The organism is Herbaspirillum frisingense, assembly GCF_047325095.1.
GTDB lineage: Bacteria > Pseudomonadota > Gammaproteobacteria > Burkholderiales > Burkholderiaceae_D > Herbaspirillum > Herbaspirillum frisingense.
Window position 1 is genome coordinate 3,466,208 of the sequence record NZ_CP168558.1, and the last position, 14,069, is coordinate 3,480,276.

The following is a 14,069-nucleotide window of genomic DNA, read 5'->3' on the forward strand; positions in this document are numbered from 1 at the left end:
CTTTCGTATTACAACGAAAAAACACCTTGGAGATCAAGAAAAGTATTGACAGCCAACGAATACCCTCTATAATTACGTTCTTCACTTTACAGCGCAGCCCACGTGGCGGAATTGGTAGACGCGCATGGTTCAGGTCCATGTGCCGCGAGGTGTGGGGGTTCGAGTCCCTCCGTGGGCACCAAACAAAAAAGGTCGATTGATGAAAATCAATCGGCCTTTTGCGTTTTGGGGCGCGTAAGGATAAGAGCAAAGCGCCTGCGTGCCTTGCCCCCCTTCCCTAGCTACCCGCGCAGCCGGAACACGCTCACCGTCTCGCTCAGGGCAGCGGCCTGTTCCTGCATCTGGCGCGCCGCGGCGGCAGCCTGCTCCACCAGCGCTGCATTCTGCTGGGTCGCCTCGTCCATCAGGTTGATGGCCTGGTTGACCTGCTCGATGCCGTCGCTCTGCTCCTGCGAGGCGGACGTGATCTCGCCCACGATGTCGGTCACCCGGCGCACGCTGGCCACCACTTCCTCCATGGTCGTGCCGGCCTGCTCGACCAGCTTGCTGCCGGCCTCGACCTTGCCGACCGAATCGCCGATCAATTCCTTGATTTCCTTGGCCGCACTGGCCGAGCGCTGGGCCAGCGTACGCACTTCCGACGCCACCACGGCAAAGCCGCGGCCCTGCTCGCCGGCGCGGGCCGCTTCGACGGCAGCGTTCAAGGCCAGGATGTTGGTCTGGAAGGCGATGCCATCGATCACCGCGATGATGTCCACGATCTTGCGCGAGGAATCGTTGATCGACCCCATCGTCGCCACCACTTCGGACACCACCGAACCGCCCTGCACCGCCACCTCCGAGGCGGAGGCCGCCAGCTGGTTGGCCTGGCGCGCATTGTCGGCATTCTGCTTCACGGTGGAAGTCAGTTCTTCCATGGCCGAGGCGGTCTCCTCCAGCGAACTGGCCTGCTGTTCGGTGCGGTTGGACAGGTCCAGGTTGCCATGGGCGATTTCAGTGGAAGCCGTGGCAATGGTGTCGGTCCCCTGGCGCACGCGACTGACGATGCCCACCAGGTTGTCGTTCATTTCCTTCAAGGCGCGCATCAGCTGGCCGGTTTCGTCACCCCGGCTGACCTCGATCTGGTTGTCCAGCTGGCCCTTGGCCACACGGCTGGCCACGTCAACCGCCTTGTTCAGCGGTGCCGTGATGGAGCGCGTGATGGCCAGCGCCAGCACCACTCCCAGGAGGATGGCGATCACCCCCAGGGTCATCATCACGATGCGTGCCGTCCGGAACAGGCCGTCGATCTCCACCGTCAGGCCCTGGATGCGCTCGGTCTGCATGTTCGCCAGCTTTTCGATGGCGGCCAGGTAGACCCGCGTACTGGGCAACAGCTGCTCGTCGACCACCTTGCGGGCGGCTTCCTCGTTACCGGCATCCTTTTCCTTGAAGACGGCGGCGTTGGCGGCCAGCACCACCTTGCGCCGCTCGTTGATCTCGTTCAGACCGGCCCGCCCGGCGTCATCGGTGATCAGTTCTTCCATGCGCTTGACCAGCTCATTGTTCTTGCTGATGGTGGCGCCGATTTCCTGCTTGTAGAACTTCTGCTGTTCCGGGTCAGCATTCTTGGCCGCAGCCACGATGCGCCCGACGTTGATCTCGATGGACTTGTAGAAGGTATTGACCAGCCGCTCCTTGACCAGTGCATCGTTGACCATCATGTCGTTGAGCTTGCCCACGGCCTGCAGGCGCCAGATGCCGATGCCGGTGATCATTGCCATCAGCACCAGGACCGCCGCAAACGCCAACCCCAGGCGGACGCCGATTGTCATATTCTTCATTGCTTTTCCATCTCCCATTGTGTGAGACGCAGACATTGCGACCGCGTCACTCCCCGCTTCCGCATCCCCATGCGGATGAATCATTATCGGTCACGTGATGTCGCACTTGAGATGCCTTGCGTCAAATCGGCAGAAATCTTTTATCATCCGGGGCAGACGCTACCGATCAGTAGCGAGCATCGGAAAGCGAGCTTTTCTTCCCGGGCGCCACCCTCATCAACCCTCATTCTGCGAACGCAATGTCCCAATTCGAGAACTCTCTGGTCTGGTTCCGCCGCGACCTGCGCCACACCGACCATGCCGCCCTGTATCACGCGCTGTCGCAGAGCGCCAAAGTCTGGTGCGCTTTCGTCTTCGATACCGACATCCTGGACGCCCTCAAGGCCGAAGGGGTCACACGCGACCGTCGCATCGACTTCCTGCTGGCCAGCGTGGCCGAGCTGGATGCCGCCTTGCGCAAGGCCGGTGGTGGTCTCATCGTGCTGCATGGTTCAGCCGCCCAGCGCATCACCGAACTGGCGGCCGAACTGGAGGTGCAGGCGGTCTTCACCAATGCCGACTATGAGCCGGCCGCCATCGAGCGCGACCAGTTGGTAGCGCGACAACTGAAGAAACAAGGCGCACAGCTGCTCAGCTACAAGGATCAGGTCATTTTCGAGAAAGATGAAGTATTGACCCAGTCGGCCAAGCCCTTCTCGGTCTTCACGCCCTACAAGAACGCCTGGATGGCCAAGCTGGCGGCCGCCGGTGGCGACTTCTACCTGAAACCCTATCCGGTCGAAAAATACCTCAAGGCGCTGGCCAGACCACCTGCCAGACTGGATCACGCCCGGCCCACCCATGCGCAACTCAGTTTTGAGCCCAGCAATCTGCAGGAACTGAAGATCCCCACCGGCATGTCCGGGGGCCAGGCGTTGCTGGACGATTTCCTGGAGCGCATAGGGGCCTACGGTACCGCGCGTGATTTCCCGGCGGTGAAGGGGCCCTCCTACCTGTCGGTCCACCTGCGCTTTGGCACCGTGTCCATTCGCACCTTGGCGCGTGCCGCCATGCAGGCCATGCACGCCGGCCAGGGGGCGGCCGGGGCGGCGGTGTGGCTGTCGGAGCTGACCTGGCGCGATTTCTACTTCATGATCCTTCACCACCATCCGCGTGTGACTGAAAAAGCCTTCAAGCCAGAGTACGACGCCATCCGCTGGGAACAGGGCCCGCATGCCGAAGAACTGTTCGCTGCCTGGTGCGAAGGCCGCACCGGCTACCCGCTGGTGGATGCGGCCATGGCCCAGATCAACCAGACCGGCTACATGCACAACCGCCTGCGCATGGTGGTGGCCAGCTTCCTGACCAAGGACCTGGGCATCGACTGGCGCTGGGGCGAGCGCTATTTCGCCATCCACCTCAACGACTTCGATCTGTCTGCCAACAACGGCGGCTGGCAATGGGCGTCTTCCTCGGGCTGCGATGCCCAGCCCTATTTCCGCATCTTCAATCCGGTCACGCAGTCGGAGAAGTTCGACCCCGACGGCAAGTTCATCCGCCGTTATCTACCGCAGCTGGCCAAGCTCTCCGACAAACGCATCCACGCGCCGTGGACCGCCACGCCGGACGAGCGCATGGATGCGGGCGTGACGCTGGGCCAGAACTATCCGCGTCCCATCGTGGACCACGCCCAGGCGCGTGAGCGTACGCTGGAACGTTATGCGGTGGTGAAGAAGGCCGAATAAGCCCGACGACCGATCTGCATGGGCAAGAAAAAACGGACTGCAACTCACATTGCAGTCCGTTTTTCATTTCACCGCGAAGATCACTCCGACATGACAGGCTCCACCTTCTTGTCCTGATCGAAGCGGATCGGCGGCACCCGCCGCACCATCCACAGGCCCACCAGCGCGGCCACGATGGCAATGGCGATGCCCATGTGGATGGCCCCGACCAGCGCGTCACGGGCCGCATCCAGCAAGGCCGAGCCATTGTGGCCGGCCTGCATCAGCTGGGCCAGCAGCACCGACTGGATGTCATGGTTGACCAGCACTTCCGGGTCGCTGAAATCCTTGAGCCACTGGGCGGCATGATCGCCCTCCAGCGCCTTCTGCACGCCGGCACCATACATCTGGCTGACCAGCGTGCCGGTGATGGCGGTCCCCAGCATCCCACCGATCATGCGCAGGGACTGCAGCAAGGCGGTGGCGATGCCCAGGTGCTCGCGGGCCGCGGCCTGCTGGGCGAACACCGTCAGGTTGGGCAAGACCAGCCCCAGCCCGAAACCGCCGGCCAGCATCACCGCCAGCAGGAAGCCGTTGCCGGTATTGCGGTCGCACAGCACCACCCCCAGGCAGGCGGCCGCGATCAGGGCGAAGCCCAGGTTCATCATCAGGTTGGGGTTGGGAATGCGGGTGATGATGCGGCCATTGACGATGCTGGCCACGGTAATACAGGCCACCAGCGGCGTGATCAGCAGGCCGGCCTCGCGCGGGCTCAGGCCGAAGCCGCCCTGGAACAGCAGCGGCGCGTACATCAGCAGCGAGAACATGGCAAAGCCGGCCAGCACCGATAGCAGGAACAGGCTGGCCAGCGCCCGGTCGCGCAGCATCTCGAAGGGCAGGATGGGTTGTGCGGCGCGTTGCTCCCACTTCCACAAGGCATAGAACGCCACCACCGAGAGCACCAGCAGTGCCAGCATGCCGCCGGTGATGCCGCGCTTGGGCAAGAGCTCCACCAGCAATTGCAGGCTGCCCAGCGACAGCGAGATCAGCAGTGCACCCGGCCAGTCCAGCCGCATCTTGCCCGCATGCTGCATATGCCGGATGTGCGGCACGAAGCGCCAGACGAAGAACAGCGAGATCACGCCGATAGGCAGGTTGCAGTAGAACACCCAGCGCCAGCCCAGGCCCTGCGTGAGGAAGCCGCCCAGCGACGGCCCCACGGCAGTGGCGATGCCGAACGAGGCCGACAGGATGATCTGCCAGCGCAGCCGCACGCGGGGATCGGGAAACAGGTCTGCTATCGACGCAAAGCAGGTCCCCACCAGCATGCCGCCACCGATGCCCTGCAGGCCGCGCGCCAGCACCAGGAACAGCATGCTGTCGGCCATGCCGCACAGGGCCGAGGCACCGACGAAGACCACGATGGATGCGATCACGAAGGGCTTGCGGCCGAAATAGTCACCCAGCCGCCCGAAGATGGGCACCGTGATCACCGAGGTCAGCAGATAGGCCGTCGCCACCCAGGCATAGAGTTCGAAGCCCTTCAGCTCGGCCACGATGGTGGGCAATGCGGTACCGACGATGGTCTGGTCCAGCGCGACCAGCATGATGACGAAGCAGATACCGAGCGTGGCCAGCAGGGATTCACGGAACGGCAGGACTTGGCCGCTGGAGTGGGCGGCGGCGGTGTGTTGGGCCATGTGGCGAGGGATGCAATCCGGAAGTTGCGCAGGTGCGCCAATCCGCCATTCTAGCGCCGCAGCGTGCGCCCTGCAGATCGCCTCACAGCAGCAACTCGTAGCGCCGCTCGTTGAGCTTCACTCCCCAATGCGAGCCGATGCGCTGCTCGGCCAGCACGAAGCCATGTCGTTCGTATAACGCATTTGCTGCGTGCAGTCCCTCGAAGCTCCACAGGTAGATGGAAGGATAATCCCGCTCTGCGCAAGTGCGCACCGCCTCGGCCACCAGGGCATCGCCGACACCGCGCCCGCGCAGTTTTTCGGAGGCGATGAACCAGCGTAGCCAGGCGCCCTGCTGCTGTGCATGCTGGCCATCGATGGTGAGCGACCCCTCGACGCGCCCGTGAACGGCGGCGGTCCAGAAACCGTCGCGGCTGTCGTCGTAGCGACTCATGAAGGCGGCCAGCTCGGTGGCGATGCGCGCTTCGAAGTAGACCCCGAAGCTCCAGTTTTCGGTGTAATAGGCGGCGTGCAGCTCGGCTACCCGCCCGATGGCGCCTGGCAGATAGCCGCGCCGGATGTGGATGTCGTCCAAGGCTTGCCTCCCGGTCAGGGCGGCTGCGGCCGTGGCGCCGCAACACCCTGACGGGCGCTGCGGCCTGCACCGGGCTCAGTCGCCAGCGATGGTCATGTTTTCCAGCAGGATGGAACCGGTTTCCTTGGTTCCGCGCACCAGCGTGTCGTTACCCACGGCGACGATCTGGCGCAGCATGTCCTTCATGTTGCCGGCGATGGTGATCTCCTCCACCGGGTACTGGATGACACCGTTCTCGACCCAGTAACCGGAGGCGCCACGCGAATAATCGCCGGTGACGTAGTTCACGCCCTGCCCCATCAACTCGGTCACCAGCAGGCCGGTCCCCATCTTCTTCAACATGCCCTTGAAGGTGTCGGCCTTGGTGGTCAGGTCCGAGCGCAGTGTCAGGTTGTGCGATCCGCCGGAGTTGCCGGTGGTCTGCATGCCCAGCTTGCGTGCCGAATAGGTGGACAGGAAATAGCCCTGCACCACGCCATCCTTGACCACTTCGCGCTTGACGGTGCGCACGCCTTCTTCATCGAAGGGCGCCGAGCCCACTGCACCGATCACGTGCGGATCTTCCAGGATCTGGATGTGCTCGGGGAAGACCTGCTGGCCCAGCGAATCCAGCAGGAAGGTGGACTTGCGATATAGCGCACCACCCGACACCGCCTGCACGAAGGCGCCCAGCAAACCGGCCGCCAGCGGTGCCTCGAACAGCACCGGGCACTTGCGGGTGCTCAGCTTGCGTGCATTCAGGCGCGCCAGCGCGCGTTCGGCGGCGTAGCGGCCGATGGCTTCCGGCTTGGCCAGCAGCTTGGGGTCGCGCTTGGAGGAATACCAGTCGTCGCGCTGCATGCCCGCGCCCTTGCCGGCGATGGGCGCCACCGAGATGGTGTGGCGCGAGAACGGGTAGCCGCCCATGAAGCCACGGCTGTTGGCTGCGATGAAATGCGAGTGTTGCACATAGACACCGGCCCCTTCGCTGTTGCTGATGCGGGGATCGGTCTCCAGGGCCGCCGCCTCGCAGCGTTGGGCCAGCGCCACAGCTTCTTCGGTGGAAATGTTCCATGGCGAAAACAGTTTCAGGTCGCGCGGCGCCATTTCCAGCATCTCGGCCTCGGGCAGGCCGGCGCAATCATCGATGGAGGTGAAGCGGGCGATGTTGTAGGCCGCTTCCACCGTTTCCTTCAGCGCCTGCTGCGAGAAATCCGAGGTGCTGGCATTGCCGCGCCGCACCTGGCGGCCTTCTCCGAGGAACACCGTGACACCGATGCCCTTGTCCTTGTTCTGCTCGATGGTCTCGATCTTGCCCTTGCGCACCGCTACCGACAGGCCACTGCCTTCGCTGATATCGACGGCGGCGTCCGAGGCGCCCTTGTCACGGGCATAACGCAGGACATCCTGCGCCAACTGCTTCAACTGATCCTGACTGTGCGTAAATGGGGTATCGCTCATGAGCCTGTTTTCTCTGAAATGCGGGTAAAACGGTTATCATAGCAGTCGTTAAGCTTTATTTCTCGAAGTCACGATATGCCCAATGCCAACCGCGGCGCTGTCGGATTCCAGTCCAGCGAATTCGAACAGGAATACGACCGCCCCTCCAAGTCCCAGCTCAAGCGCGAGATGGATGCCCTGCAAAAACTGGGCGAATCGCTGGTCGCCGAACCGCGCGACCGCGTCAAGCGCGTCCCCATGCCGGAAGACGTGCGCGATGCCATCCTCGAATGCCAGCAGATCAAGGACCACGAAGGCCGTCGCCGCCAGATGCAGTACGTGGGCAAGAAGATGCGCACACTGGAGCCGGATGAACTGGCCATCATCCAGAAGACCATCGACAGCTGGCACGGCGCCTCCAAGGCCGAAACCGCCGCCATGCACGCCCTGGAGCGCCGCCGCGAAAAACTGCTGGCCGACGACCAGGCCCTGACCGAACTGCTGGACCGCCATCCCGAGGTCGACGCGCAGCACATGCGCACGCTGATCCGCAATGCCCGCAAGGAACAGGCCGAGCACAAGCCGCCCAAGGCCTACCGCGAAATCTTCCAGATCCTCAAGCAGCTGCAGACCCAGGCCAACCTGGCCAAGGGCGAAGCGGTCGAGGACCAGGATCAGCAGGACGACGATGAGCGTTGAAGCCCAGGCCGGCCAGCGCGAGGTGCTGCGGGTCGGACTGGTCTCGATCTCGGACCGCGCCTCCGGCGGGGTCTACCAGGACCAGGGCATCCCGGCCCTGCAGGAATGGCTGCGCAGCGCGCTGACCACCCCGTTCCAGATCGAAACCCGCCTGATCCCCGATGAACGCGCCCAGATCGAACAGACCCTGATGGAACTGGTCGATGTCGCTGCCTGCGACCTGGTGCTCACCACCGGCGGCACCGGCCCCTCGCGCCGCGACGTCACGCCCGAAGCCACACTGGCCATCGGCACCAAGGAAATGCCGGGCTTCGGCGAGCAGATGCGCCAGATCAGCCTGCAGTTCGTGCCGACTGCCATCCTGTCGCGCCAGGTGGCGGTGATCCGCGAGACCGAGCGCCACGCTGCACTGGTGCTGAACCTGCCGGGCCAGCCCAAGTCCATCCGCGAAACACTGGAAGGCCTGAAGGAAGCCGATGGCAAGGTCAAGGTGCCGGGCATCTTCGCCGCCATCCCCTACTGCATCGACCTCATCGGTGGCCCCTACATCGAGACCGACGACACCGTCTGCAAGGCCTTCCGCCCCAAGTCGGCGATCCGGCCGGCGGTCAAACCCTAGGGCATGTTCACACTGAATCTGCGAGAGCAGATTCAGTGCGCACAGGCGCTAGTTCGGACACTTCCCCTCATCCGGCCCGCCGCACAGCGTGGCCGCGTTCAGCAGATCCAGGAACTGCTGCAGACCCGCCGGGCTGATCCGGTAAGGGTATTGCTTCAGTGCGTTCTCGGTCGGCGGCCGCCAGCTGAACTGCACCACGAACAGCCGTTCCTTGCCCTGATAGACCGCCAGCACCGTCCCCTCGCCATACGGGGCCGAGGGACCGACGCGGTCGCAGAAGCCACCGCTGACCGACAGCGGGATATTGTTGGTGCTGCCATCCTTCTGCGACATCGGCACGAAGCGCCCCGGGCAGTTGCGCTGGGCACCCTGCATCACCTCGCTCAGGGCCACCTGCGGCACGGTCACATTGCGCGCCCGGATATTGGCCAGCAGGCCGGCGTCGGGAAAACTGCGGCGCTGCACGCCCATATAGCCCTCGCGCCAGGAATCGTGCGCCTCGTTGGCGGGCAGGAAGTCGACCACGTAATCGCCCTCCGGATCACCATTCATGTAGGCCAGCCGCCAGCCCGGCGGCGGCGCGATCATCAGGTTTTCGCCCACGGGCTGGAACAGCCGCCCCTCGGCCTCGGCATGCCCCTGCACGGGCGCCAGCATCAGCAATGCGGCGCAGGTGGCCAGCAGGTGGCGGATCAATGGTCGGCAATTCATGGAAGCATCCTCGTTCGGCGCGGCAGCATTTGCGCGGTGTTCATCGTATGATGTGAGCCCATCGCAATATGACTGGCTCGCAGCGACACTGGACGACGGACAACACCGTATTGTGCGCCGCCCCGGCGGCAGACACAAATCCGCCGCCTGCGCTGGGCCGTCAAGCGCCAACCGTCAACTCACAAGCAATCAGGAAACCTCGCCCATGGCCGCCCAACTCGAAACGATACAGATCGAAACCGCCCCCAACCCGACTGCTGCCGTCATCTGGCTGCACGGCCTGGGCGCCGACGGTTCGGACTTCGTGCCCATCGTGCGCGAGCTGGACCTCTCCGGCTGCCCGCCGATCCGCTTCATCTTCCCCACCGCGCCCACCATGCCGGTGACCATCAACGGCGGCTACGTGATGCGCGCCTGGTACGACATCTTCGCCCCCGACCTGGTGCGCCGCGAAGACGAACCTGGCCTGCGCGCCTCGCAGGCCGCCGTCGAAGCGCTGATCGCCAACGAAAAGGCGCGTGGCATCCCGGCCGAGCGCATCGTGCTGGCCGGCTTCTCGCAAGGTTGCGCCATGACCCTGCAGACCGGCCTGCGCCATCCGGAGCGACTGGCCGGCCTGATGTGCCTGTCCGGCTACCTGCCGCTGGCGGCCACCATCGAGGCCGAACGCCACGGCGCCAACCATGACACACCGATCTTCATGGCGCACGGCACCATGGACCCGGTGGTGGTGCTGGAACGCGCCGTCAAATCGCGCGAACTGCTCACGCAACTGGGCCACAAGGTCGAATGGCATGACTACCCCATGCAGCACTCGGTGTGTGGCGAAGAAGTGGCCGATATCGGCGCCTGGCTGACCAAGGTCCTGGCCTGAAGTCCTCGGCCCTGAGTTCTGGTCCCCTGATGCCGCGCTGAACGCGACGGCGACGGAAAACACAACGCCCCCGGACGACGCTGTCGTTCGGGGGCGTTGTGCTTGAAGCCGGACGCTGCCTGTGCAGCGGTCCGGCACTTCCGGTCAGGCGGTTACTTCAGGCGGAACTTCAGTTCCTCGCCAGCCTGACGCATTGCTGTCTGGACGGCAGGTACCTTGGCCAGCACGTTCAGCAGGCCGAAGTCGTGAATCATGCCGTTGTAGCGCACGCTGGTCACAGCCACACCGGCGGCTTGCAGCTTGCGACCGTAGGCTTCGCCTTCGTCACGCAGCACGTCGTTTTCGGCGGTCTGGATCAGGGTCGGCGGCAGGCCGGTCAACTCAGCCTGGGAAGCATTGAGCGGCGAAGCGTAGATTTCCTTGCGCTTGGCGGCGTCGGTGGTGTAGCTGTCCCAGAACCACTTCATCATGTTCTTGGTGAGGAAGTAGCCATTGGCGAACTGGTTGTAGGAACCGGTCTCGAAGTTGGCGTCGGTCACCGGCCACATCAGGACTTCCGAACGCAGTGCGGGGCCACCCTTGTCCTTGGCCATCAGGGCCACGACCGCGGCCATGTTGCCGCCGACGCTGTTGCCGGCCACGGCCAGGCGCTTGCCATCGACGTTGATTTCCTTGCCATGAGCGGCCACCCACTTGGTGGCGGCGTAGGCCTGGTTGATCGCCACACCGTAACCGGCTTCCGGCGACGGGGTATAGTTCACGAAGACAGCCACGGCACCGGAGTTGGCCACCAGGTCACGCACCAGGCGTTCGTGGGTCGGGAAGTCGCCCAGCACCCAGCCACCACCGTGGAAGAACATGAAGGCCGGCAGCGTCTTCTTGGCCGAACCGGCCGGACGCACGATGGTCAGCTTGATCTCCTGGCCGTCGGCGGTGATGGTCTTTTCCGACACATCCGCCTTGGGCAGTTCCAGCTTCACGCCGGCTTGCGCACCCACCAGCACGGCACGCGCATCCTTCGGGGAGAGCTGTTCCAGGGGCTTGCCACCGCCCGCTTCCAGGGCTTGCAGGAAAGACTGGGTGGTCGGCTCGACACCGGCGTCACCAGCTGCGTAGGCATTGCCGAATACCAGACCGATGGCGGCGACGGCGGCGAGTTGCTTGAACGATTTCATGATCTTCTTCCTTTTCTCTATGGTCGGATTGGTGCATCTGCACCGGGAAATTTCAACGAGGGAACAACAACCAGCTACTTCGAAACACTGACCCCGAGGGTCGAAAACTGCATGGAAAACACATACAACTAAATCACTATTAAATAGCAAACTACTTATTAAAACCATTGGCTCTGCGTATAACAGCGCGTCCTGCAAACCTGGGCGATATTGACCTTGCTCACCATCAATCACCACCGATCACCACCTAGATTGCCGATGCAATCAATTTATCACGCTATTATATAGCGCACTACTTATATCATCTTATAAAAGGGACGTCGGCATCGCCGTTACATCCCTCTCGCTCACTCGCCCGTGTTCTTGTGCAAGCGGGCGCGCAGCTCCATCAATTCTTCCTTCATCGCCATCAGTTCGGCGGCGGTGGACTCGGTCGCCCTCAACACTTCCCTCGGCAGCTCCACGGCCTGCTCACGCAGTGCGTCGCCTTCGGGTGTCAGGGAAATGACCACCTGGCGCTCATCGCTGGCCGCCCGTTCGCGGGTCAGCAGTCCCTGCGCTTCCATGCGCTTGAGCAAGGGCGTGAGCGTGGCCGAATCCAGCACCAGGCGCTCGCCAATCTCGGAGACCGTCAACTGGTCCTGCTCCCACAACACCATCAGCACCAGGTACTGCGAATAGGTGATGCCCATGTTGCGCAAGAGCTTGCGATAGAGCTTGCTCATCGACAGCGAAGTCGAGTACAGCGCAAAACACAACTGGGCATCCAGTAGCGGGGCCGCCTTGCGTTTGTCTGTTTTCGAATTCATGGACGCAGTTTAACGAGGCCAAAATTAAATAGCAAGCGATTTAATCAAAAATCTTTTAATGCGCTATTGCGAGGTCATTCCGCCACATGATCTTGCCCCATACCCGCCCCCATCCGATAGCCTCGCGCGCACCGCCGCAGGGCATTGCCCCATCGGCGAACCTCACTACGCCCTGCCATGAATCACGGCACGAAGCACCGCCCGGAGGCCTCTCCGGCCGATCAGGCAAGTGCTGCAAGGCATCCCGCAAGTGGGCCCGATCCGGGCAGACATGGCACGGTTCATGCATGTCTTCTTTGTTGTATACATTGACGTATCCGTCCTTGCCCTCACCGTTTTCATCGCTTAAGCTGCCGCGATGGCCTGACGACATTCCCCTGCGCCGAGCGGTGTGGGAACGCCAGCCGGCTGCGACCAGTGCGTGATGACCCTTGAAAGGAACACCGAATGAACCAGCGCGTCTCCCGTTTCCTGTTGTCCACGATGTCCTCGGCGGTGCTTGCCGCCTGTTCCCTGCCGGCCTTGGCAGTGACCCTGAACATCTCCCTGGACGCCGATCCCGGCAAGCTCGATCCGACCCAGTCCTCGATGCTCAATGAGCGCATCGTCTACCAGAGCATCTTCGACAAGCTGGTGGACCTGGATGGCGAAGGCAAGATCGTGCCGATGCTGGCGGAGCGCTGGACCGTCTCGGAGGACCAGAAGACCTATACCCTCTTTCTGCGCAAGGGCGTGAAGTTCCAGGACGGTACGCCCTTCGATGCCAAGGCGGTGGAATTCAATTTGCTGCGCGGCCAGGAAAAGACCTCTTTGCGCCGTAACGAGCTGAAGTACGTCAGCAAGATCACGGTGGTGGACGATCACACCATCAAACTGGATCTCTCCACGCCCTTCGCACCCTTCCTCTCCATCCTCACCGACCGTGCCGGCATGATGTCCTCGCCGGCGGCCGTGAAGAAATATGGCGACGACTACGTCAACCATCCGGTCGGCACCGGCCCCTTCAGCTATGAAGGCCGGCTCAAGGGCGCCACCATCACCCTGAAGAAGAATCCCGACTACTGGCGCGCCGGCCTGCCCAAGGTGGACGAGGTGGTCTACAAGATCATGCCGGACGTCAACGTGGCCTTCAACAACCTGCGCAGCGGCCAGGTGGACATCACCAATCGCTTCCCCTACAAGGAAATCACCAACGTCCCCGCCAACGCCAGCTACACCGTGCTCAACAAGCCCTCGCTGGGCTTCCGCGGCTTCTACATGAATACCGGCAAGCCTCCCTTCGACAAGAAGGAAGTGCGCGAAGCCGTGGACATCCTGATCGACCGCAACGCCATCGCCAAGGTGGTCTACAACAACGCCGTCGCCGCCGGTCACTCGCCCTTCTCCAAGGCGCAGTTCGCCAACGGTCCCAGCGACGTCCCGCCCAAGGTCGATGTGGCGCGTGCCAAGGCACTGCTGAAGGCAGCCGGCAAGGAAGGCGGCTTCAGCTTCAAGCTGACCCTGCCCACCACCCCGGATGAATTGCAGGTCGGCCAGATGATCCAGGGCATGTTGCGTCCGGCCGGGATCAGCGTCACGCTGGAAAAGACCGAACTGGCCACCCAGATCGAGGCCGGCAAGGCCGGCAATTTCGAAGGCCTTTTCGTGGGCTGGAGCGGACGTCCCGACCCGGACCAGAACATCTATGACTTCGTCACCACCAATGGCTCGCTGAACTACTCCCACTTCGGCGCCAAGGAAGTGGACGACCTGCTGCAGCAGGCCCGGGTGGAAGGCGACCAGGCCAAGCGCAAAGGCTTCTACGACCAGGCCATGGCCATCCTGGTCAAGGAAGTGCCCTACATCTACACCGTGCACGACAACGTGCTGTTCGGCATCGCCAAGTCGGTCAAGGGCTTCCAGTACGTGCCCGACGGCGTGATCCGCACTGCCACCGTGTCCAAGTAGTCGCGCGCCATCGCAC

The 14,069-nt window shown here is 63.0% G+C and carries 12 protein-coding genes and 1 tRNA gene; 6 read left to right on the forward strand and 7 right to left on the reverse strand.

The genetic code is table 11. The features are described from left to right. The first annotated feature begins 96 nt into the window (after positions 1 to 96). Positions 97 to 181, forward strand: a tRNA-Leu gene (locus ACEOAC_RS15975). A 100-nt stretch (positions 182 to 281) separates the two neighbouring features. On the opposite strand, the gene ACEOAC_RS15980 is transcribed toward ACEOAC_RS15975, so the two are convergent. After that, complete coding sequence (locus tag ACEOAC_RS15980) at positions 282 to 1,823, reverse strand: methyl-accepting chemotaxis protein (protein WP_006463570.1); 1,542 nt, start codon at positions 1,821 to 1,823, stop codon at positions 282 to 284. A 239-nt stretch (positions 1,824 to 2,062) separates the two neighbouring features. Between ACEOAC_RS15980 and ACEOAC_RS15985 the strand changes: the two genes are divergently transcribed. After that, entirely contained in the window at positions 2,063 to 3,547 is a 1,485-nt protein-coding gene (locus ACEOAC_RS15985) for a cryptochrome/photolyase family protein (protein ID WP_413444420.1), read from the forward strand. An 80-nt stretch (positions 3,548 to 3,627) separates the two neighbouring features. On the opposite strand, the gene ACEOAC_RS15990 is transcribed toward ACEOAC_RS15985, so the two are convergent. From ACEOAC_RS15990 to pmbA, 3 genes are all read right to left on the reverse strand, one after another. Further along, on the reverse strand, positions 3,628 to 5,226 hold the full coding sequence (locus ACEOAC_RS15990) for an MDR family MFS transporter (RefSeq protein WP_077238514.1): 1,599 nt from the start codon (positions 5,224 to 5,226) through the stop codon (positions 3,628 to 3,630). Between the two features lie 82 nt (positions 5,227 to 5,308). Next, complete coding sequence (locus ACEOAC_RS15995; RefSeq protein ID WP_006463573.1) at positions 5,309 to 5,800, reverse strand: GNAT family N-acetyltransferase; 492 nt, start codon at positions 5,798 to 5,800, stop codon at positions 5,309 to 5,311. Positions 5,801 to 5,875: 75 nt separating this feature from the next. After that, positions 5,876 to 7,240, reverse strand: a complete 1,365-nt coding sequence (gene pmbA / locus ACEOAC_RS16000) for a metalloprotease PmbA (protein WP_006463574.1) — start codon at positions 7,238 to 7,240, stop codon at positions 5,876 to 5,878. A gap of 75 nt (positions 7,241 to 7,315) precedes the next feature. Between pmbA and yjgA the strand changes: the two genes are divergently transcribed. Next, positions 7,316 to 7,918, forward strand: coding sequence for a ribosome biogenesis factor YjgA (gene yjgA / locus ACEOAC_RS16005; RefSeq protein ID WP_182994577.1), 603 nt, complete (start codon positions 7,316 to 7,318; stop codon positions 7,916 to 7,918). Next, the gene (mog, locus tag ACEOAC_RS16010; RefSeq protein ID WP_413444419.1) at positions 7,908 to 8,537 is read left to right on the forward strand and encodes a molybdopterin adenylyltransferase; all 630 of its coding nucleotides are present in this window, start codon (positions 7,908 to 7,910) and stop codon (positions 8,535 to 8,537) included. The genes yjgA and mog overlap by 11 nt, the downstream gene beginning before the upstream one ends. A gap of 48 nt (positions 8,538 to 8,585) precedes the next feature. Here the strand turns inward: mog and ACEOAC_RS16015 are convergent, their stop codons facing one another. Further along, positions 8,586 to 9,248, reverse strand: a complete 663-nt coding sequence (locus ACEOAC_RS16015) for a hypothetical protein (RefSeq protein ID WP_102664605.1) — start codon at positions 9,246 to 9,248, stop codon at positions 8,586 to 8,588. 205 nt (positions 9,249 to 9,453) lie between these two features. Here ACEOAC_RS16015 and ACEOAC_RS16020 point away from each other — a divergent pair, with 205 nt between their 5' ends. Beyond that, a complete protein-coding gene (locus tag ACEOAC_RS16020; protein WP_006463578.1) occupies positions 9,454 to 10,122 on the forward strand; it encodes an alpha/beta hydrolase in 669 nt (222 codons plus the stop codon). A gap of 152 nt (positions 10,123 to 10,274) precedes the next feature. On the opposite strand, the gene ACEOAC_RS16025 is transcribed toward ACEOAC_RS16020, so the two are convergent. After that, positions 10,275 to 11,297, reverse strand: a complete 1,023-nt coding sequence (locus ACEOAC_RS16025) for an alpha/beta hydrolase (protein WP_006463579.1) — start codon at positions 11,295 to 11,297, stop codon at positions 10,275 to 10,277. A 347-nt stretch (positions 11,298 to 11,644) separates the two neighbouring features. Continuing rightward, complete coding sequence (locus tag ACEOAC_RS16030; RefSeq protein ID WP_077238506.1) at positions 11,645 to 12,106, reverse strand: MarR family winged helix-turn-helix transcriptional regulator; 462 nt, start codon at positions 12,104 to 12,106, stop codon at positions 11,645 to 11,647. A 447-nt stretch (positions 12,107 to 12,553) separates the two neighbouring features. On the opposite strand from ACEOAC_RS16030, the gene ACEOAC_RS16035 reads away from it, so the two are divergent. Continuing rightward, positions 12,554 to 14,053, forward strand: coding sequence for an ABC transporter substrate-binding protein (locus ACEOAC_RS16035; RefSeq protein WP_413444418.1), 1,500 nt, complete (start codon positions 12,554 to 12,556; stop codon positions 14,051 to 14,053). The last annotated feature ends 16 nt before the right edge of the window (positions 14,054 to 14,069 follow it).

Coding starts and splice junctions, on each gene's coding strand:
- ACEOAC_RS16020 (WP_006463578.1), top strand. CDS start 9,454: ATGGCCGCCCAACTCGAAACGATACAGATCGAAACCGCCCCCAACCCG.
- ACEOAC_RS15980 (WP_006463570.1), bottom strand. CDS start 1,823: ATGAAGAATATGACAATCGGCGTCCGCCTGGGGTTGGCGTTTGCGGCG.
- yjgA (WP_182994577.1), top strand. CDS start 7,316: ATGCCCAATGCCAACCGCGGCGCTGTCGGATTCCAGTCCAGCGAATTC.
- mog (WP_413444419.1), top strand. CDS start 7,908: ATGAGCGTTGAAGCCCAGGCCGGCCAGCGCGAGGTGCTGCGGGTCGGA.
- ACEOAC_RS15985 (WP_413444420.1), top strand. CDS start 2,063: ATGTCCCAATTCGAGAACTCTCTGGTCTGGTTCCGCCGCGACCTGCGC.
- ACEOAC_RS15990 (WP_077238514.1), bottom strand. CDS start 5,226: ATGGCCCAACACACCGCCGCCGCCCACTCCAGCGGCCAAGTCCTGCCG.
- ACEOAC_RS16025 (WP_006463579.1), bottom strand. CDS start 11,297: ATGAAATCGTTCAAGCAACTCGCCGCCGTCGCCGCCATCGGTCTGGTA.
- ACEOAC_RS16030 (WP_077238506.1), bottom strand. CDS start 12,106: ATGAATTCGAAAACAGACAAACGCAAGGCGGCCCCGCTACTGGATGCC.
- ACEOAC_RS16035 (WP_413444418.1), top strand. CDS start 12,554: ATGAACCAGCGCGTCTCCCGTTTCCTGTTGTCCACGATGTCCTCGGCG.
- pmbA (WP_006463574.1), bottom strand. CDS start 7,240: ATGAGCGATACCCCATTTACGCACAGTCAGGATCAGTTGAAGCAGTTG.
- ACEOAC_RS16015 (WP_102664605.1), bottom strand. CDS start 9,248: ATGAATTGCCGACCATTGATCCGCCACCTGCTGGCCACCTGCGCCGCA.